General features: G+C 62.9%; 16 protein-coding genes and 2 pseudogenes. 11 read left to right on the forward strand and 7 right to left on the reverse strand.

Annotated features, from left to right (window positions below; genetic code table 11):
- Nucleotides 1-163 precede the first annotated feature (163 nt).
- From gatC to FJ940_RS24270, 4 genes are read left to right on the forward strand one after another with little or no spacing between them, the layout of a single operon-like run.
- The gene (gene gatC, locus FJ940_RS24255) at nucleotides 164-451 is read left to right on the forward strand and encodes an Asp-tRNA(Asn)/Glu-tRNA(Gln) amidotransferase subunit GatC (protein WP_140498745.1); all 288 of its coding nucleotides are present in this window, start codon (nucleotides 164-166) and stop codon (nucleotides 449-451) included.
- Between the two features lie 7 nt (nucleotides 452-458).
- Nucleotides 459-917, forward strand: a complete 459-nt coding sequence (locus FJ940_RS24260) for a GNAT family N-acetyltransferase (protein WP_140525253.1) — start codon at nucleotides 459-461, stop codon at nucleotides 915-917.
- Complete coding sequence (locus tag FJ940_RS24265; RefSeq protein WP_140525252.1) at nucleotides 917-2,482, forward strand: amidase family protein; 1,566 nt, start codon at nucleotides 917-919, stop codon at nucleotides 2,480-2,482. The genes FJ940_RS24260 and FJ940_RS24265 overlap by 1 nt, the downstream gene beginning before the upstream one ends.
- Before the next feature lie 27 nt (nucleotides 2,483-2,509).
- Nucleotides 2,510-3,307, forward strand: a complete 798-nt coding sequence (locus FJ940_RS24270; RefSeq protein ID WP_140525251.1) for a YdcF family protein — start codon at nucleotides 2,510-2,512, stop codon at nucleotides 3,305-3,307.
- Here the strand turns inward: FJ940_RS24270 and FJ940_RS24275 are convergent.
- Nucleotides 3,256-3,999 carry a DUF599 domain-containing protein gene (locus FJ940_RS24275; RefSeq protein WP_140525250.1) on the reverse strand — a complete coding sequence of 248 codons (744 nt, stop codon included), beginning with the start codon at nucleotides 3,997-3,999 and terminating at the stop codon, nucleotides 3,256-3,258. The genes FJ940_RS24270 and FJ940_RS24275 overlap by 52 nt on opposite strands.
- A 174-nt stretch (nucleotides 4,000-4,173) precedes the next feature.
- Here FJ940_RS24275 and FJ940_RS24280 point away from each other — a divergent pair, with 174 nt between their 5' ends.
- The 3 genes from FJ940_RS24280 (at nucleotide 4,174) to FJ940_RS24290 (ending at nucleotide 7,159) form a co-directional block, all read left to right on the forward strand.
- Entirely contained in the window at nucleotides 4,174-5,577 is a 1,404-nt protein-coding gene (locus FJ940_RS24280) for an L-serine ammonia-lyase (RefSeq protein WP_140525249.1), read from the forward strand.
- Between the two features lie 69 nt (nucleotides 5,578-5,646).
- On the forward strand, nucleotides 5,647-6,084 hold the full coding sequence (locus FJ940_RS24285; RefSeq protein WP_140498734.1) for a DUF1489 family protein: 438 nt from the start codon (nucleotides 5,647-5,649) through the stop codon (nucleotides 6,082-6,084).
- Nucleotides 6,085-6,460: 376 nt separating this feature from the next.
- Nucleotides 6,461-7,159: a DnaJ domain-containing protein gene (locus tag FJ940_RS24290; RefSeq protein WP_181169991.1), complete on the forward strand. Its 699-nt coding sequence runs from the start codon at nucleotides 6,461-6,463 to the stop codon at nucleotides 7,157-7,159.
- Between the two features lie 47 nt (nucleotides 7,160-7,206).
- Here FJ940_RS24290 and FJ940_RS24295 read toward each other — a convergent pair whose 3' ends face one another.
- Nucleotides 7,207-8,640: a D-alanyl-D-alanine carboxypeptidase gene (locus FJ940_RS24295; protein WP_140658166.1), complete on the reverse strand. Its 1,434-nt coding sequence runs from the start codon at nucleotides 8,638-8,640 to the stop codon at nucleotides 7,207-7,209.
- Nucleotides 8,641-8,923: 283 nt separating this feature from the next.
- Here FJ940_RS24295 and FJ940_RS24300 point away from each other — a divergent pair, with 283 nt between their 5' ends.
- The 3 genes from FJ940_RS24300 to clpA all read left to right on the forward strand — a co-directional run bounded on the left by FJ940_RS24300 (nucleotide 8,924) and on the right by clpA (nucleotide 12,328).
- On the forward strand, nucleotides 8,924-9,253 hold the full coding sequence (locus FJ940_RS24300) for a phasin family protein (RefSeq protein WP_140498728.1): 330 nt from the start codon (nucleotides 8,924-8,926) through the stop codon (nucleotides 9,251-9,253).
- A gap of 270 nt (nucleotides 9,254-9,523) precedes the next feature.
- Nucleotides 9,524-9,853: an ATP-dependent Clp protease adapter ClpS gene (gene clpS, locus FJ940_RS24305; protein ID WP_027051901.1), complete on the forward strand. Its 330-nt coding sequence runs from the start codon at nucleotides 9,524-9,526 to the stop codon at nucleotides 9,851-9,853.
- Between the two features lie 6 nt (nucleotides 9,854-9,859).
- Nucleotides 9,860-12,328, forward strand: coding sequence for an ATP-dependent Clp protease ATP-binding subunit ClpA (gene clpA, locus FJ940_RS24310; protein WP_140525247.1), 2,469 nt, complete (start codon nucleotides 9,860-9,862; stop codon nucleotides 12,326-12,328).
- Between the two features lie 59 nt (nucleotides 12,329-12,387).
- Here the strand turns inward: clpA and FJ940_RS28565 are convergent.
- Together FJ940_RS28565 and FJ940_RS24315 are read right to left on the reverse strand one after the other, a co-directional pair.
- A pseudogene (locus FJ940_RS28565) lies at nucleotides 12,388-12,684 on the reverse strand (hypothetical protein); the annotation flags it as partial.
- 26 nt (nucleotides 12,685-12,710) lie between these two features.
- A pseudogene (locus tag FJ940_RS24315) lies at nucleotides 12,711-13,175 on the reverse strand (response regulator); the annotation flags it as partial.
- Nucleotides 13,176-13,290: 115 nt separating this feature from the next.
- On the opposite strand from FJ940_RS24315, the gene FJ940_RS24320 reads away from it, so the two are divergent.
- Nucleotides 13,291-13,932, forward strand: coding sequence for a chloramphenicol phosphotransferase (locus FJ940_RS24320; protein WP_140584615.1), 642 nt, complete (start codon nucleotides 13,291-13,293; stop codon nucleotides 13,930-13,932).
- Nucleotides 13,933-14,131: 199 nt separating this feature from the next.
- Here the strand turns inward: FJ940_RS24320 and FJ940_RS24325 are convergent, their stop codons facing one another.
- The 3 genes from FJ940_RS24325 to FJ940_RS24335 form a co-directional block, all read right to left on the reverse strand.
- Nucleotides 14,132-14,566, reverse strand: a complete 435-nt coding sequence (locus FJ940_RS24325) for an HIT family protein (protein WP_140498719.1) — start codon at nucleotides 14,564-14,566, stop codon at nucleotides 14,132-14,134.
- A 158-nt stretch (nucleotides 14,567-14,724) separates the two neighbouring features.
- The gene (locus FJ940_RS24330) at nucleotides 14,725-15,939 is read right to left on the reverse strand and encodes a GNAT family N-acetyltransferase (RefSeq protein ID WP_140633226.1); all 1,215 of its coding nucleotides are present in this window, start codon (nucleotides 15,937-15,939) and stop codon (nucleotides 14,725-14,727) included.
- Nucleotides 15,940-15,994: 55 nt separating this feature from the next.
- The gene (locus FJ940_RS24335; protein ID WP_140515351.1) at nucleotides 15,995-16,723 is read right to left on the reverse strand and encodes a glycerophosphodiester phosphodiesterase; all 729 of its coding nucleotides are present in this window, start codon (nucleotides 16,721-16,723) and stop codon (nucleotides 15,995-15,997) included.
- Nucleotides 16,724-16,731: the final 8 nt, after the last annotated feature.

The raw sequence follows: 16,731 nt of genomic DNA on the forward strand, positions 1-16,731 counted from the left end.
GTCCGCTTCATCCCCAGCCTCCATCCGCTGGCGATAAAACCGGACAACTCACGTGCTACCTAATCCGGACAACTCATGTGCTTACGACATTGTGGGCATGCACATGTTGCGCGCCGCGCGCGGCGCCGCTATAGGCCGGGGCTGGTTTTCCCGAGGCACAAACATGTCCGTTGACGTCAAGACAGTGAAGCGCGTCGCGCGTCTCGCCCGCATTGCGGTGAGCGAGGAAGATGCCGAACGCATGACCGGCGAGCTGAATGCCATACTGGGCTTCGTCGAACAGCTGAACGAGGTCGATGTTTCCGGGGTCGAGCCGATGACTTCGGTAACTCCGATGGGGATGAAGAAGCGCCAGGACGTCGTCACCGACGGCAACAAGGCTGCCGACATCGTCGCCAACGCGCCTGCCACGGAAGAGAACTTCTTCCTCGTGCCGAAGGTCGTGGAGTAACAGGCCGATGGCCATCGAAATCGCCATCGAGACGCCGCTGCAGGACGATGTGCGCGGCTTGGTCGCGGAGCTCAACGAGACGCTGCTCGAACTGACGCCGCCGGAACACTGCTATCACCTGACCGTCGAGCAGATGGCCGGCCCGGACACCACGGTCTTCGTCGTCCGCGACGACGGTTTTGCAATCGGTTGCGGGGCGCTGAAGCGCCATGACGGCGCCGTCGGCGAGGTCAAGCGCATGTACACGCGGCCCACGCATCGCGGCCAGAAAATCGGCGCCAGGATCGTGGAGCGTGTCGAAGCGCTGGCGCGCGAGGAAGGATTGAAGCGTCTGGTGCTGGAGACGGGCGATCGCCATCCTGCCGCCTGGGCTGTCTATGAACGTTCCGGCTTCTCGCGTTGCGGTCCGGTGCTGGATTATCCCGATTCCGAGTGGTCGGTGTTTTACGAAAAGAGCCTTGCCTGATGAGCGACCTGACCCGACTGACGATTTCGCAGGCCCGCGCCAAGCTGCGCGCCAAGGAAATCACCGCGACCGAGATCGCCGACGCCTATCTTGCTGCGATCGAGCGCGCCAATCCGGCGCTCAACGCCTACGTCGTGGTGACCGGCGACAAGGCGCGCGACATGGCCAAGGCCTCCGACGCCAGGCTGGTCAAAGGCGAGGGCGGTGCGCTGGAAGGCATTCCGCTCGGCATTAAGGACCTGTTCGGCACCGAGGGCGTGCACACCCAGGCCTGCAGCCATGTGCTCGACGGTTTCAAGCCGCATTACGAATCGACCGTCACCTCCAATCTGTGGGCTGACGGGGCGGTCATGCTGGGCAAGCTCAACATGGACGAGTTCGCCATGGGCTCGTCCAACGAGACGTCCTATTACGGGCCGGTGGTCAACCCGTGGCGGCGTTCGCGCGTCGATACGATGGTGATGCCGACCACGCATCAGGGCGATGGCGGCTTCGTTTCGGCCGGCGGCACCAGGACCGCGCGCACCCTGGACAATGCGCAGCTGGTGCCGGGTGGCTCGTCGGGCGGCTCGGCCTCCGCCGTCTCGGCTTTCCTGTGCGCGGGCGCCACGGCCACCGACACTGGCGGCTCGATCCGCCAGCCGGCCGCGTTCACCGGCACGGTCGGCATCAAGCCGACCTATGGCCGCTGCTCGCGCTGGGGTATCGTCGCCTTCGCCTCGTCGCTCGACCAGGCCGGGCCGATCGCGCGCGACGTGCGCGATGCCGCGATCCTGCTCAGATCGATGGCCTCCGTCGATCCGAAGGATACGACCTCGGTGGACCGGCCGGTGCCGGACTACGAGGCGGCGATCGGCAAGCCGATCAAGGGCATGAAGGTTGGGATTCCCCGGGAATACCGCGTCGACGGCATGCCGGAGGAGATCGAGGCCCTTTGGCAGAAGGGCATTGCCTGGCTCAGGGATGCTGGCGCCGAGATCGTCGACATCTCCTTGCCGCACACCAAATACGCGCTACCGGCCTATTACATCGTGGCGCCCGCCGAAGCCTCGTCCAACCTTGCGCGCTATGACGGCGTCCGCTACGGCCTTCGCGTGCCGGGCAAGGACATCGTCGAGATGTATGAGAAGACCCGCGCCGCCGGCTTTGGCCGCGAGGTCAAGCGCCGGATCATGATCGGCACCTATGTGCTGTCGGCGGGCTATTACGACGCCTACTATCTGCAGGCGCAGAAGGTGCGCAATCTGATCAAGCGGGACTTCGAGAACGTCTTTGCCGCCGGCGTTGATGTCATCCTGACACCGGCGACGCCATCTGCCGCCTTCGGCATTGCAGACGAGGACATGGCTTCCGATCCGGTGAAGATGTACCTGAACGACATCTTCACCGTCACCGTGAACATGGCGGGCCTGCCGGGCATTGCGGTGCCCGCCGGCCTAGACCCCAAGGGCTTGCCGCTCGGCCTGCAACTGATCGGCAGGCCGTTCGAAGAAGAGACGCTGTTCCAGACCGCTGCCGTCATCGAGCAGGCGGCCGGAACGTTCCAGCCGGAGAAGTGGTGGTAGGATCGTTTCTCATCTAAGGGGTGAGGGATGTTCTTTTATCTTTCGAAAATCTTCTGGTTCTTTATCCAGCCGCTCAACCTGACGATCTTCCTGCTGCTGGCGGGGCTGGTCTCGGCATTTTTCGGCCGCCCGCGGCTGGCAGCCACCGGCGGCGTGCTGGCGTTTTTGGTTCTGGCGCTTTCGGCCTGGACCTCGCTCGGCGCATTGCTGCTCAACCCGCTGGAGGAACGCTTTCCGCGCCCGCCGCTGCCGCAAAAAGTCGATGGCATCGTCGTGCTCGGCGGCGGCTTCGAGGGCGGCATCAATCTGGTGCGCGGCGGTTATGAGCTGAACAGCGGCGGCGACCGGATGGTCGAGACGGCCGTGCTGGCGCGGCGCTTTCCCGACGCCAAGGTGGTCGTCTCCGGCGGCAATGGCGAATTGTTCCTCGACGGCGAGGGCGATGCCGCCACCGCGCCGCGCCTGCTTGGCGCGCTTGGCGTGACGCCGGAGCGCCTGATCCTCGAGGGCAAATCGCGCAACACCTATGAGAATGCCGTCTTCACCAAGGCCTTGATAGCGCCGAAGCCGGGCGAAACCTGGCTGCTGGTCACCTCTGCCTACCATATGCCGCGCGCCAAGGCGCTGTTCGACAAGGCCGGCTTCGCGACCGTCCCCTGGCCGGTCGACTATCGAACGTCGGGAGACGAAGGCATCGGCCTGTTCCGCGACAATCCGGCCGATGCGCTGCAGGCGGCCACCATGGCGATCCGCGAATGGATAGGGCTGTTCGCCTATTGGCTGTCCGGCCGCATCGATCGGCCTTTTTCCGCACCTGGCGGCTGACCGATCACGGCGCGGCGCGCCGCCGAGAAGAACTGGCGCCGCACCAGAACGGCCAGGAGCAGAAGCGTCGACAGCACGAACACCACCGGATCGACGAACCAGCCGAGATAGCCGATCGAAAAGAACACGCCGCGCAGGCCGGAGTTGAAATGCTTGCCTGCCAGCATGTTCATCTGCGCCGCCCTCCACACCGCCGTTTCGGTGACCGGGTTGCGCGAGGCTTCGCCATGTGGGATCGGCACAGCACCGATCAGGATCGAGCAATAGTTGAACAGACGGTAGGCCCAGCCGAACTTGAAGAACGAAAACGCCAGGATCAGCACCAGTCCCAGCACCTTGATCTGAAAAGCCGGGCGCGACGGGGCGCCGCCCAGAGGCAGGGTGCTCAACACCTCGAGGACGCGGTCGGAGGCACCGAGCAAGGCAAAGCAGCCGCCAAGCGCGATCAGGGAGCTGGAGGCGAAGAAGGCGGTGCCTTGCTGCAGGCCACCCATGATGGCTGTGTCGACGATGCGGATCTCACGCTCGGCCATCCGGTGCATCCAGGCTTGCCGCTGCGCATTCATCGCCGTTGTCAGGGACATGCGGCTGACCAGCACACCGTCCGAGGCGAGCGTATGCAAAACCCACGCAATGAGGAAGAACGCCAACGCCGCGAGATCGGCTGTCGAAAGATCGAGGGAATCGCCCATTGGCGAATCCTATCACATCCAGTGCGATTGCTTCGATCGTCCGCGGCAGCGACGGATATGTCGCTGCCGGAGCAAACAAGGTCGGCAGGCGCTGCGCCGCGCCGTTCAAAACAGCGGAAACATCGCAGGAGTTCCTATATGTAGTCCCAGAGCGGCTTCGGGAGATTGTGGCGCGTGTTCCTTTCGGTTTTCGACCTGTTCAAGATCGGCATCGGACCATCGAGTTCGCACACGATGGGACCGATGACGGCCGCCCGCCGTTTCCTCGACGAGATCGCCGGAGACGACTGGCCGCGTCCGGCCGGCGCCAAGGTTGCTCGCATCGGCGCCAGCCTGCACGGCTCGCTCGCCTATACCGGCATCGGCCATGGCAGTGACCGTGCCGTCATTCTCGGCCTTGCCGGGCAGACGCCGCAGACGGTCGACCCTGACCAGGCGGACGGCATTGTCGCTCGTATCACCGCCGACAAGCTGGTTTCACCGCCCGGCCACCCCTCCTACCGTTTCGATACGGCCGGCGACCTGGTGCTCGACCGCAAGACGCCGCTCACCGGCCACGCCAACGGCATGGCGTTTTATGCCTATGATGCCGGCGACCGCCTGCTGCTCAAGCGCATCTATTATTCGATCGGCGGCGGCTTCGTGGTTTCGGAAGAAGAGCTGCAGCGCATGAAAGCCAAGGGTTCGGTGACGACCGAAGGCAAAAAAGTCCCTTATCCCTTCAAGAACGCCCTCGAGATGCTGAAGATGGCTGGCAAGAGCGGCCTTTCCATTGCCGAGATGAAGCGGGTCAACGAGGAAACACAAATGTCGCGCGATGAGCTCGACGCCGGCCTCGACGCCATCTGGGGTGCCATGAAGAGTTGCATCGAGCGTGGCCTGTCGCAGGACGGCATCATGCCGGGCGGGCTGAAGGTGCGCCGCCGGGCCAGGCAATTGCACGACAAGCTGCAGGAGCAGTGGCAGCAGAACCGGCCCAATCCGCTGCTCGCCAATGACTGGCTGTCGATCTATGCCATGGCCGTCAACGAGGAGAATGCGGCCGGCGGGCGCGTCGTCACCGCGCCGACCAACGGCGCGGCCGGCACCTTGCCGGCGGTGCTGCGCTACTGGCTGCATTTCCATCCCGAGGCCGACCAGCCCAGCATTCGCGATTTCCTGCTCACGGCAGCCGCCGTCGGCGGCATCATCAAGTCCAATGCGTCCATCTCCGGCGCCGAGGTCGGCTGCCAGGGCGAAGTCGGCTCGGCTTCGGCCATGGCAGCGGCCGGCCTGTGCGCCGTCATGGGCGGCACGCCCGAACAGGTCGAGAACGCCGCCGAGATCGCGCTGGAGCACCATCTGGGCATGACCTGCGATCCGGTCGGCGGGCTGGTGCAGGTGCCTTGCATCGAGCGCAACGCGCTGGGCGCGGTCAAGGCGGTGACGGCCGCCTCGCTTGCCATCAAAGGTGACGGCACCCATTTCGTGCCGCTGGATGCGGCGATCGAGACGATGCGCCAGACCGGCCTCGACATGAACGAGAAGTACAAGGAGACCAGCCTCGGCGGACTGGCGGTAAATGTGGTGGAGTGTTGAGCCCGCTGGCACTGTGGAGAACTTGCTCAGGCCGTTGACGCATCCGTGCGACGGATTAAATCTTGGGCGATGGCTCTCAACCTCCTAAAGCTCTGCGTCGGCTGCGACAGCGTCGAGGATCTCGAAGAATGGATCGCGTTCCGCCTCGACGAGCGGCGCCGTGCCGGCGAACCGGCCGAGCATTGGCACACCACCCGCATGGTGCCGACGCGCGCCGATGAGGTTACCGACGGCGGCTCGCTCTACTGGGTGATCAAGGGAAGTGTGCAATGCCGGCAGTTGATCACCGAGATCCGGCCATTCACTGATGACGAGGGCATCGGCCGCTGCCATCTGATGCTGGATCCGCAAGTGGTGCGCACCGACTGGCAGCCGCGCCGCGCCTTTCAGGGCTGGCGCTATCTAAAGCCATCGGATGCACCTGCCGATCTCGGCAAGGGCAAGCCGGGGCAGGTCGAAATGCCGCCGAAACTCCGGCGCGAGCTCGCCGATCTCGGCCTGCTCTAAGTCACAATCGGCTTGTTCCGAGCCGCCCATTGGCTTTCTCCGAGCCGCCAGTTGGCTTGCTCCGGGGCAATCTGGCGGCATGGTCGGCCCGTATAGGCGGACTGCGGTTGCTGGCCCTCAATGTTGCTGTCCGTTGGACTTGCAAGCGTCGCGACAACGCCACATCTTGAAAATCATGAGCGATAGGAACCATCCGGTTTCGATATCTGACGCATTCGCGCCGACCACATCGCGCCGCGGCGTGGTGGGATGCGGACCATGTGTCGCGCAAGGTCATGATTTGCGGCTCAGAAATAACACCCGGTGGCGGCATGCTCGTGTTCAGGAATAGTCTGGAAAACCGGCCGATCGCCGGGCACTCACGGGGCAGTGGAATATGATAGGCGCGATCATCGCTGTCGTCGCATTGCTGCTGGTGCTGATGGGCCTGGCAACGGCTTTCGTGCAGGCCGACCCGAGCAGGCTGGCAGGCGACATGAGGAAGGTTGGGCCGGTTTTGCTGGCATTGGTCGGCGGCGCCGTGCTGCTGGTCGGGCGCGGAGGTCTCGGCGGTATCATCCTGCTCGCAGCGATCGCCTGGTACGGCTCGATGCGGCTGAACCGGCGAGCCGTGATGCCGGCGCGGAGACGCTCGACCGTACGCACGGCGGCGCTGGAAATGGACCTCGATCACGATACAGGAGGCCTTGAAGGCCTTGTCCTGGCAGGCCGCCATGAAGGCAAGATGCTTGGTGCGATGGGCAAAGCCGAATTGCTGCAGCTGTTTCGCGAACTCTCCGGTGACCCGGAGAGCCGGCAACTGCTAGAGACGTATCTTGACGGCAGATTTCCCGTCTGGCGCAAAAACGCTGAGGCGCACAGTGGCGAAGGGCTGGGTATTGCGCCAGGTCCGGGCGCCATGACTAAGGAGGAGGCCTACAAGGTCCTTGGTCTTGAAGCGGGGGCCGCCGCGGCGGATGTCCGCAAGGCGCACCGCCGCCTGATGCAACGCCTGCACCCCGATATCGGCGGCACGTCTTTCCTGGCGGCGCGGATCAACGAAGCCAAGGACGTCTTGCTCTCCAATCACAACTAGTCTCCTTCGACGCAGAAATTTTCCGGGAGATATCTTCTACGCCGTCCCTACTGCTGGACGGCGTAGCACTCGATTTTCTTCTTCTTGAGGGCGGTGCAGGCCTTCCAGGCCGCGGTCTTGGAACCGAAGCCGCCGAAGCGGGCGCGGTAGTACGTGACGCCGTCCTTGTCGAAGGCGACGGTGAAGCCGGAGGCATCTGCCAGCACCTTGGGCGCCTGCTTGGTGGTCTTGTCGAGGAAGGCCTGGGCTTCGGACTGTTTCGGCGACGAGGCGACCTGAATGGCCCAACCCGACGGCACCGACGCGGTATTGACCGGGTCGACGGCCGGCGCGGGCTCGGCATAAGCGGACACCACCTGTGCCGTGGCGACCTTGGGGGCGGAGACGATAACCGTCTTCACCTTCTTTGCCGGAACAACCACTTTGGTTTCTTCTGCTGCGTTATCGTCGGCGTCCTCGCTGTCGCCCTGGGCTACCGTCGCGTCGTCGGCAACGGCCTCGTCCGCGTCATCGGCGCTGGCCACCGCCATCGGCTTCTCATCCGGAGTCGGTGCGTCGTGCTTGGGCAACAGCACCTTGGCCAATGCCGTCACCGGGTTGCCGCTATCGGCCTTGGCGACCAGATCGCCGCCGCCTCGGGTCGATGCCCGCGGCAGATAGGTGTTGATCAGGGCCGCCATCTGATTGTCGCGGCTGCTGCCCGAGGTGCCGCCCATGACTACGCCGACAATGCGACGGTTGCCGTCCGAAACCGATGAAACCAGGTTGAAGCCCGAAGCGCGGGTGTAACCGGTCTTGATGCCGTCGACGCCCTTGATGCGTCCAAGCAGGCGGTTGTGGCCGTTGATGCGCTGGCGGCCATAGAGGAAGGAGCGCTGCGAGAAATAGCCGTAATATTGCGGGAAATGTTCGCGCAGCGCGATGCCGAGCGTTGCCATGTCGCGCGCAGTGGTGAACTGGCCGGGATCGGGCAAGCCGTTGGCGTTGCGGAACACGGTGCCGTTCATACCGAGCTGCCGCGCCTTGGCAGTCATCATGCGGGCGAAGTTGGTCTCGTTGCCGCCGAGCATTTCGCCGAGCGCGGTGGCCGAATCATTGGCCGATTTGGTCACCATCGACAGGATGGCGGTCTCGACCGCCACCGATCCGCCCGGCTTCACGCCGAGCTTCGTCGGCGGCTCTGCCGCGGCATGAGCCGAGAAGACGACCGGCGAGTTCCGGCTGATCTTGCCCTTGGCCAGAGCCTCGAAAGTCAAATAAAGCGTCATCATCTTGGTGAGCGAGGCGGGATAACGCCGGGCGTTGGCATCCGAGGAGTAGAGCACCTTGCCGGTCTTGGCGTCGACCACGATGGCCGCGGACTTCGCGGCGAGCGACGAGGCCGCACTTGCAACGACGATGGTCATCGCCACGGCGATGATCATGACCGTTTTGAAAGGGGACGCGGATTTGGAAACGATGCCCGACAACGCCTGACGCACTGATAGTTCCTTTGAATTTCTTGTTGCGCTGGAGGCGGCAAAGGGATCCTGCCTCACTTCCGGGCAAGCTATCGGGGCAGCGTTACCAATCCGTTTATGGTAACCGCCGCGTTCACCATTTTCTGGTGGTTTGAGCCTCTGTTTATTCGAATTTTAGCCATTGCCCACACCGGCTAGGACGGAAGCTGGCGATTTCTTGACTTTTGTGCGTCGCACAATATATTCGAGTGCATTGCACAAGGCGCTCGGGGCAGGGCGCATCAACCGTCCAGGGAGAATTGAAATGACGCAGACCTATGAGGACTTCAGCAAATACGGCAAAGAGTTCGCCGACACCGGCTTGAAGAGCTTCGCCTCCTTGTCCAAGGGCGCGCAGGCAATTGCGGCCGAGGCCGGCGAATACACCAAGAAGAGCTTCGAAGCCGGCAGCGCCGCTTTCGAGAAGATTGTCTCGGCCAAGTCGCTCGACAAGGCGATCGAGGTCCAGTCCGACTATGCCAAGCAGTCCTATGAGGCGTTCGTCGCCGAGGCCACCAAGATCGGCGACCTCTATGCCGAACTCGCCAAGGAAGCCTACAAGCCGTTCGAATCGATCGTTGCCAAGGCGAAGTAATTTCGTTCGGCAGTACGAGATCTGGGCCCATTGGGCCAAGACAGAGCCCGGCCGCGCCAGCGTGGCCGGGTTTTTTCATGTCAATTTCCGATCAGGGGCCTGGCTCGCCTTCACGATTGCGAAAATCCGCCAAGTTGGGCACCTAGCCATATTGTCAGCTAACCAGAAGGGCTTAAAATCGTCCATCGAACACCTACATGTCGAACTCGCATGAGGATTCGAAAGAGGCAGGATTACGTGACGATCGGTTTGACTGCCACCAGGGCACGGATGCAGAACGGCAGCGGCGACGGCAATGAGGCCGGCCGCGGCACGGCGGTCATCACGCGCACAAAGACCAAGACCAAGAAACCCAGCCTCTATCGGGTCCTCATCCTGAACGACGACTACACACCGATGGAGTTCGTGGTTCACGTGCTGGAGCGTTTTTTCCAGAAGGACCGCGAAGCCGCCACACGCATCATGCTTCATGTTCACAATCATGGAGTGGGCGAGTGCGGGGTCTATACATTCGAGGTGGCCGAGACCAAAGTGTCCCAGGTCATGGATTTCGCCCGACAAAATCAGCATCCGCTGCAATGCGTGATGGAGAAGAAGTGAGGTAACATGCCGGCTTTCTCCCAAGGCCTGGAAAAGGCGCTTCACCAAGCGCTGACGCTCGCCAACGAGCGGCACCATGAATATGCAACCCTTGAACATCTGCTGCTCGCCCTGATCGACGACACCGAGGCGGCCGCCGTCATGCGCGCCTGCAATGTCGATCTCGACGAGTTGAAGCACACTGTTCTCACCTATATCGACACCGAGCTCGACAATCTGGTTACCGGCTATGACGAGGATTCCAAGCCGACCGCCGGCTTCCAGCGCGTCATTCAGCGTGCGGTGATCCATGTGCAGTCGTCCGGCCGCGAAGAGGTCTCCGGCGCCAACGTGCTCGTCGCCATCTTCGCCGAGCGCGAGAGCCATGCCGCCTATTTCCTGCAGGAACAGCAGATGACCCGTTACGACGCGGTCAACTACATCTCGCACGGCATCGCCAAGCGTCCGGGCGCGTCGGAGACGCGTTCGCCGCGCGGCGCCGATGACGAGCAGGGTGGCGCGAACGGCGCCGAGCCGCAAGAGGAAGGCGGCAAGAAGAAGCAGCAGCAGGACGCGCTGACCGCTTATTGCGTCAATCTCAACAACAAGGCCAAGGCCGGCAAGATCGATCCGCTGATCGGGCGCGAGTCCGAGATCAACCGCACCATCCAGGTGCTGTGCCGCCGTTCCAAGAACAATCCGCTCTATGTCGGCGATCCCGGCGTCGGCAAGACGGCGATCGCCGAGGGCCTCGCCAAGCGCATCGTCGAGGGTGATGTTCCGGAAGTCTTGCACAACGCCACCATCTTCGCGCTCGACATGGGCACGCTTTTGGCCGGCACGCGCTATCGCGGCGATTTCGAGGAGCGGCTGAAGCAGGTCGTCAAGGAGCTCGAGGATTATCCGGGCGCTGTGCTGTTCATCGACGAGATCCACACCGTCATTGGCGCCGGCGCGACGTCGGGCGGCGCCATGGATGCGTCCAACCTGTTGAAGCCGGCACTGTCTTCGGGTGCGATCCGCTGCATCGGTTCGACAACCTACAAGGAGTTCCGCCAGTTCTTTGAGAAGGACCGCGCGCTCGTACGTCGCTTCCAGAAGATCGACGTCAACGAGCCGACCATCGAGGACGCCATCGAGATCATGAAGGGCCTGAAGCCCTATTTCGAGGAGTTCCACAAGGTCCGCTACACGACGGAAGCCATCAAGGCTTCGGTTGAGCTGTCGGCGCGCTACATCAACGACCGCAAGCTGCCGGATAAGGCGATCGACGTGATCGACGAGACCGGCGCCTCGCAGATGCTGGTGCCGGAGGCCAAGCGCAAGAAGACCATCGGCATCAAGGAGATCGAAGCGACGATCGCCACCATGGCGCGCATCCCGCCGAAGACTGTTTCGGCCGATGACGAGAAGGTGCTGCAGGGTCTCGACATCGAGCTGAAGCGCGTCGTCTACGGCCAGGACACTGCGATCACCGCGCTGACCTCGGCGATCAAGCTGGCGCGTGCCGGCCTGCGCGAACCGGAGAAGCCGATCGGCTCCTATCTGTTCTCGGGTCCGACCGGCGTCGGCAAGACCGAAGTCGCCAAGCAATTGGCCGCTTCGCTCGGCGTCGAGCTGATCCGTTTCGACATGTCGGAATATATGGAACGCCACACGGTCTCTCGGTTGATCGGCGCGCCTCCCGGCTATGTCGGTTTCGATCAGGGCGGCCTTTTGACCGACGGCGTCGACCAGCATCCGCATTGCGTGCTGCTGCTGGACGAAGTCGAGAAGGCGCATCCGGACCTGTTCAACATCCTGTTGCAGGTGATGGACCATGGCAAGCTGACCGACCACAACGGCAAGCAGATCGACTTCCGCAATGTGATCCTGATCATGACCACCAATGCGGGCGCGTCGGATGCGCAGCGCGCGGCGATCGGTTTCGGGTCGACCAAGCGCGAAGGCGACGATGTCGAGGCGATCAACCGGCTGTTCACGCCGGAGTTCCGCAATCGTCTCGATGCGATCATCCCGTTCGGCTCGCTGCCGGTGCCGGTTATCCATCAGGTGGTGCAGAAGTTCGTCATGCAGCTGGAGGCCCAGCTCTCCGAGCGTGGCGTCACCTTCGACCTGTCGCCGGATGCGATCGCCTGGCTCGCCGACAAGGGCTATGACGAGCGCATGGGTGCGCGTCCGCTCGGCCGCGTGATCCAGGAGCACATCAAGAAGCCGCTGGCAGACGAAGTGCTGTTCGGAAAGCTCAAGAAGGGCGGCACGGTGCGCGTCAGCGTCGAGAAGAAGGAAACCGGCGAGACCGGCCTGAAGCTCGAATCGCTCGCCGACGAGGCACCGGTGAAGCCCAAGAAGGAAGAACCGGAAGACGCCCCCAAGCCGCGCAAGGCAGTGGCCAAGAAGCCGGCGGCCAAGAAGGCCGTCGCGCAGAAGCCCGAGCCCAAGGGCAAGGACGGTGGCAAGCGCAGCCTGGTGCCGCAACTGCCGCGCAAGAGCTGATAGTCACTCCCTCGAAAAAGCCCCGGAGACGGGGCTTTTTCATTGGCACAAAGCGACGATCACTGAAGCGCTGCTGTCGGCCCCTGGACAGCAAGCGGCGTTGGGCGGGTTTTGGCTGATTTGTCCGTCCAGGACGGTGGTGCTCCCACGTTGGCGCCGACCATGCCGAACAGGCCGGGCGCGCGGCCAAAGACCTCGCAGGCCGCGTATTTCGGCTTGCCGCCGAGGAACGATTTTATGCGTTGGCCTGACGGTATCGAGATATGCAATCCCGACGGCGCCTTGCCGGTGACGAGCATGCGCGAAAAGTCGTTTCCGAAAGTAGCGCCCAGACTGTACGCATCGCCGATCTCGGATGACGGTCTTTCCGCGCCGCTTGCCAGGCGAGCAGGACGGACAGTTCGCGTCTCGGTATATCGACGGAGCTGGACCCGACCGTCACGCTGAAATTCAGCGGGTCGATGGTGACCATGCCAACGGTAATCCGCGGCTCCTGCGCAACACCGCCCGCAGCCGCGCCATCAGTTCATCGATCAGGAAGGGTTTGCCCAGATAGTCGTCGGTGCCGGCATCGAGCCCCTCAATGCGCTCTTTCGGCTCGTTGCGGGCCGTCAGGACGATTACCGGCGCATCGACACCTGCCGCCCGCAGCCTGGGAATGAAGCTCAGTCCCTCTCCATCCGGCAATGTTCGGTCGAGCAGGATTGCCCTCATAGACGTGCTGGCACGACAGTTCGATAGCATCGCCAAGCAGCATGGTGTGATCGACAACGACGCCTTGTTTGCCAAGCGCCCTGGTGAGCGCGTCAGCCATTTCTCTTTCGTCCTCGATCAACAGAACCCGCATTGCACGTCCACGTCTCGCCGGTGCCTTGTCATCCGTCAGGATTACAGCAGCATTGCGAACAACAGCCGTTCGCCAGATGGCTGCGTGCGTTCATTTCCATGGGATGGGGAATTTTATGTCCGGACCAGGCCAGATCATCATCCTCAACGGCGCACCGCGATCGGGGAAATCGAGCATCGTCCAGGCAGTTCAGGAGAGCTTCGAGGGCCCATGGATGAACCTGGGGGTCGACACCTATGAGCAGGTCACGCCGCTGCGCTGTCGCCCGGGGATAGGTTTGCGGCCCGGCGGCGAGCGCCCGGATATCGAGGGTCTCGTGCCGAGGTTCTACGCCGCGCTCTACGAATCGATCGCCGCCCACAGCCGAGTGGGGTTGAATGTCGTGGCCGATCTCGGTCATCACGACAGCTATTCGCGACCCCTTGATTGCCTTGTCGATTGCGCCCGGCGCCTCGCAGGCCTGCCGGTTCTGTTTGTCGGTGTCCGCTGCCCGATCGAAATCATCATGCAGAGGCGCGCCGACAGTCCGGCGGGGAGGGGATATGTGACGGGATCGCCTGACGACCCTGTACCGTTGGCGGTGCGTCTGTGGCAGGAGGAGGTACACCGGCCTGGCGTGTATGATCTGGAAGTGGACACATCGCTGCTGACGCCGGCACAATGTGCGGATGCGATCCGCGGGCGGCTCAGGCAAAATGTAGAGCCTCCGACGGCGTTTGAGAGGCTTTTGGCGTTCTCCGCAAACAAGCTGTCCTGATCGCGCGCTCAGCGGCGATGAGAATGAATCTCAGCCGCGCGGCCCGCTCCTCATCTACGGCGGGCATAATCTGATTGATGTGCTCGGCGGAATGGCGATCACGCTGATGTCCCGGCGGCTCGGATCCATGATTTTCGATGCGCAACCGCGTAACCTTCCCAGACGGCCGCAGCTGCTGGGAACCACTGAAAGCCAGGCGTCAGGATAGTGGCATGGCCGCCTTTATCCGGCCGGCATTCTCGGCCAGCACCTCGGGTTTCTCCATCTGGCCCGTATGCGGCTTCAGCGCGATGCCTTCGAAGCGCGGAATGACGTGGACGTGAAGGTGATAGACGGTCTGCCCGGAAGCCGGCTCGTTGAACTGCATCACGGTGACACCATCGGCCTTGAATGCCTCGCGGACGGCGAGCGCCACCTTCTGCACGACCGTGAAAAGCGGGCCGAACGTTGCCGGATCGGCGTCGAGCAGATTGCGCGACGGCGCCTTCGGCACCACCAGCGTATGGCCCGTTCCCTGCGGCATCACATCCATGAAGGCAACGACCGCTTCGTCCTCGTAGACGCGGTGCGAGGGAATTTCACCGCGCAGGATCTTGGCAAAGATGTTGTCGGTGTCATAGGCGGTTTCGGCCATGGCGAACGCTCCGGATTGTGCCTCGCTAATTGGTGTAGCGAAGCCTCTCGTGAGCGGCAAGACGATCGGGCGAGATCGATGAAGCCGATCTCGACAGGCGTGCACTGCCAACCCAGGGATGCCGAACCTGACATATGCTCCTGCCCTGCAGGATGGGCCTACTCCTCGAGATCCTTGCGGAACGGTGTGTGCTCTTCCAGGTATTCGCCCATGCGTTCAACCTCGCGCCGTTCGCGCCTGAGATAATCGGCGACGGCGTTGCGCAGGCCGGGATGGGCGATGTAATGCGCGGAATGCATGGTCACCGGCCGGTAGCCTCGCGCCAGCTTGTGTTCGCCCTGTGCGCCCGCCTCGACCACCTTCAGCTTGCGTTCGATGGCGAAGTCGATGGCCTGGTGATAGCAGACCTCGAAATGCAGGAACGGATGATCCTCGATGCAGCCCCAGTTGCGGCCGTAGAGCGCATCGGAGCCGATGAAGTTGATAGCGCCGGCAATGTAGCGGCCGTTGCGCCTGGCCATCACCAGCAGGATGTCCTCGGCCATGCGCTCGCCGATCAGCGAGAAGAATTCGCGGTTCAGATAGGGCCGGCCCCATTTGCGGCTGCCGGTGTCCATGTAGAAGGCGAAGAAGTCGTCCCAGGCCCGTTCGGTGAGGTCCTTGCCGGTAAGCCAGTCGATGGAGATGCCGTCGGCAAGCGCCTCGCGGCGCTCCTTCTTCATGGCCTTGCGCTTGCGGGAGGCCAGCGTGGCGAGGAAATCGTCATAGGTCGAGAAGCCCTCGTTGACGAAGTGGAACTGCTGGTCGGTGCGATGCAGGAAGCCCGCCGCCTCCAGCACGTCCACGTCGCTCTCCTGCGCGAAGGTGACATGCGCGGAAGAGACGCCGAGCTTTTCCGCCACCGCCTTCAATCCCGCGGCGAGCCCGGCCTTGACGGTGCCGGAATGCTGGCCCCTGCTCACCAGCAGGCGAGGGCCGGTGACCGGCGTGAACGGTACCGAGCATTGCAGCTTGGGATAATAACGGCCGCCGGCGCGCTCGAAGGCATCCGACCAGCCGTGATCGAACACATATTCGCCCTGGCTGTGTGACTTGAGATAGCAAGGGACCGCGCCGAGCAGCGTGCCTTGACCATTCTCCAGCCTGAGATGATGACCTTGCCAGCCAGTGCGCCGCACGGCGCAGCCGGAATCCTCGAGTGCGCTCAGGAAAGCATATGAAACGAGGGGGTTATAACCGTTTTCGGCATCACTGCGCGTAGTCCCGGCGAAACCGTCCCACTCTTCGCAGGTGAAGGCGCCGATGCCCGCCGCAATGCGGATCGCATACTCCGCATCAACCGTTTGCCCGTCGCCGTCGTCGCCCTGATCCATGAGGCTTATTTAAGCTCCATCCGGACCGCTACAAGTCACGTTCTAGGCACCCATATCAAGCGACCTTGACCAGATCGGGCTCGAACCCTTCGAACGTCATCTGGTCCGCATATTTGAATGTAAGATCGACCGCCGGCTGGTCATGCACCGTCCAGGTGATGACCGGCATTTTGAGCCGTTCACGGACAAAGCTGACGAATGGATTCGGCAGGTCGCCCGCTGCGTAGGAGGTGAAGGCGATCTGATGCGCCAGCATGGCGAAATGCGCTTCAATCAGCCTGTCGTCCTTGCCATAGGCGGTCAATCCAGCCGGGATGCCCGGCGCATCCCTGGCGAAATCGCGGATCAGCCAGTGGTCGAACGACATGATCGCCACCTTGCCTTTGTAGCGCTTGAGCAGCCTACCGACGCTCGCCACAAGGCCATTGTCGTATCCAGCCACGCCTTTTAGTTCGACCACCAGCGGCACCCGCCCGTCGATCAGATCGAGCGCCTCGCGCAGCGTCGGCACATGATCAGACGTGCCGCCGACCTTGAGCGCTGCCAGTTCGGCCGCCGTGCGCTGCCAGACGAAACCGTCGTGCCCAGTCAGCCGCTGCAAGTCGCCATCATGGATAATGACGGGAACTCCGTCCGACGACAGGTGCACGTCGCATTCGATGGCATAGCCGCGTTCGGCCGCGGCGGCAAAGGCGGAGAGGGTGTTTTCCCAGCGCGTCTTGTTCATGTCGTGAAAGCCGCGATGGGCGACAGGCCGGGCAATCAGCCAGGAAAGGTCGGTCATGTCAGGCT

This window comes from Mesorhizobium sp. B2-3-7, from assembly GCF_006442695.1.
GTDB lineage: Bacteria > Pseudomonadota > Alphaproteobacteria > Rhizobiales > Rhizobiaceae > Mesorhizobium.

Bases quoted from the DNA above. Each gene is read 5' to 3' on its own strand.
- gatC (WP_140498745.1), top strand. From the start codon at position 164: ATGTCCGTTGACGTCAAGACAGTGAAGCGCGTCGCGCGTCTCGCCCGC.
- FJ940_RS24260 (WP_140525253.1), top strand. From the start codon at position 459: ATGGCCATCGAAATCGCCATCGAGACGCCGCTGCAGGACGATGTGCGC.
- FJ940_RS24265 (WP_140525252.1), top strand. From the start codon at position 917: ATGAGCGACCTGACCCGACTGACGATTTCGCAGGCCCGCGCCAAGCTG.
- FJ940_RS24270 (WP_140525251.1), top strand. From the start codon at position 2,510: ATGTTCTTTTATCTTTCGAAAATCTTCTGGTTCTTTATCCAGCCGCTC.
- FJ940_RS24275 (WP_140525250.1), bottom strand. From the start codon at position 3,999: ATGGGCGATTCCCTCGATCTTTCGACAGCCGATCTCGCGGCGTTGGCG.
- FJ940_RS24285 (WP_140498734.1), top strand. From the start codon at position 5,647: ATGGCTCTCAACCTCCTAAAGCTCTGCGTCGGCTGCGACAGCGTCGAG.
- FJ940_RS24290 (WP_181169991.1), top strand. From the start codon at position 6,461: ATGATAGGCGCGATCATCGCTGTCGTCGCATTGCTGCTGGTGCTGATG.
- FJ940_RS24300 (WP_140498728.1), top strand. From the start codon at position 8,924: ATGACGCAGACCTATGAGGACTTCAGCAAATACGGCAAAGAGTTCGCC.
- clpS (WP_027051901.1), top strand. From the start codon at position 9,524: ATGCAGAACGGCAGCGGCGACGGCAATGAGGCCGGCCGCGGCACGGCG.
- clpA (WP_140525247.1), top strand. From the start codon at position 9,860: ATGCCGGCTTTCTCCCAAGGCCTGGAAAAGGCGCTTCACCAAGCGCTG.
- FJ940_RS24320 (WP_140584615.1), top strand. From the start codon at position 13,291: ATGTCCGGACCAGGCCAGATCATCATCCTCAACGGCGCACCGCGATCG.
- FJ940_RS24325 (WP_140498719.1), bottom strand. From the start codon at position 14,566: ATGGCCGAAACCGCCTATGACACCGACAACATCTTTGCCAAGATCCTG.
- FJ940_RS24330 (WP_140633226.1), bottom strand. From the start codon at position 15,939: ATGGATCAGGGCGACGACGGCGACGGGCAAACGGTTGATGCGGAGTAT.
- FJ940_RS24335 (WP_140515351.1), bottom strand. From the start codon at position 16,723: ATGACCGACCTTTCCTGGCTGATTGCCCGGCCTGTCGCCCATCGCGGC.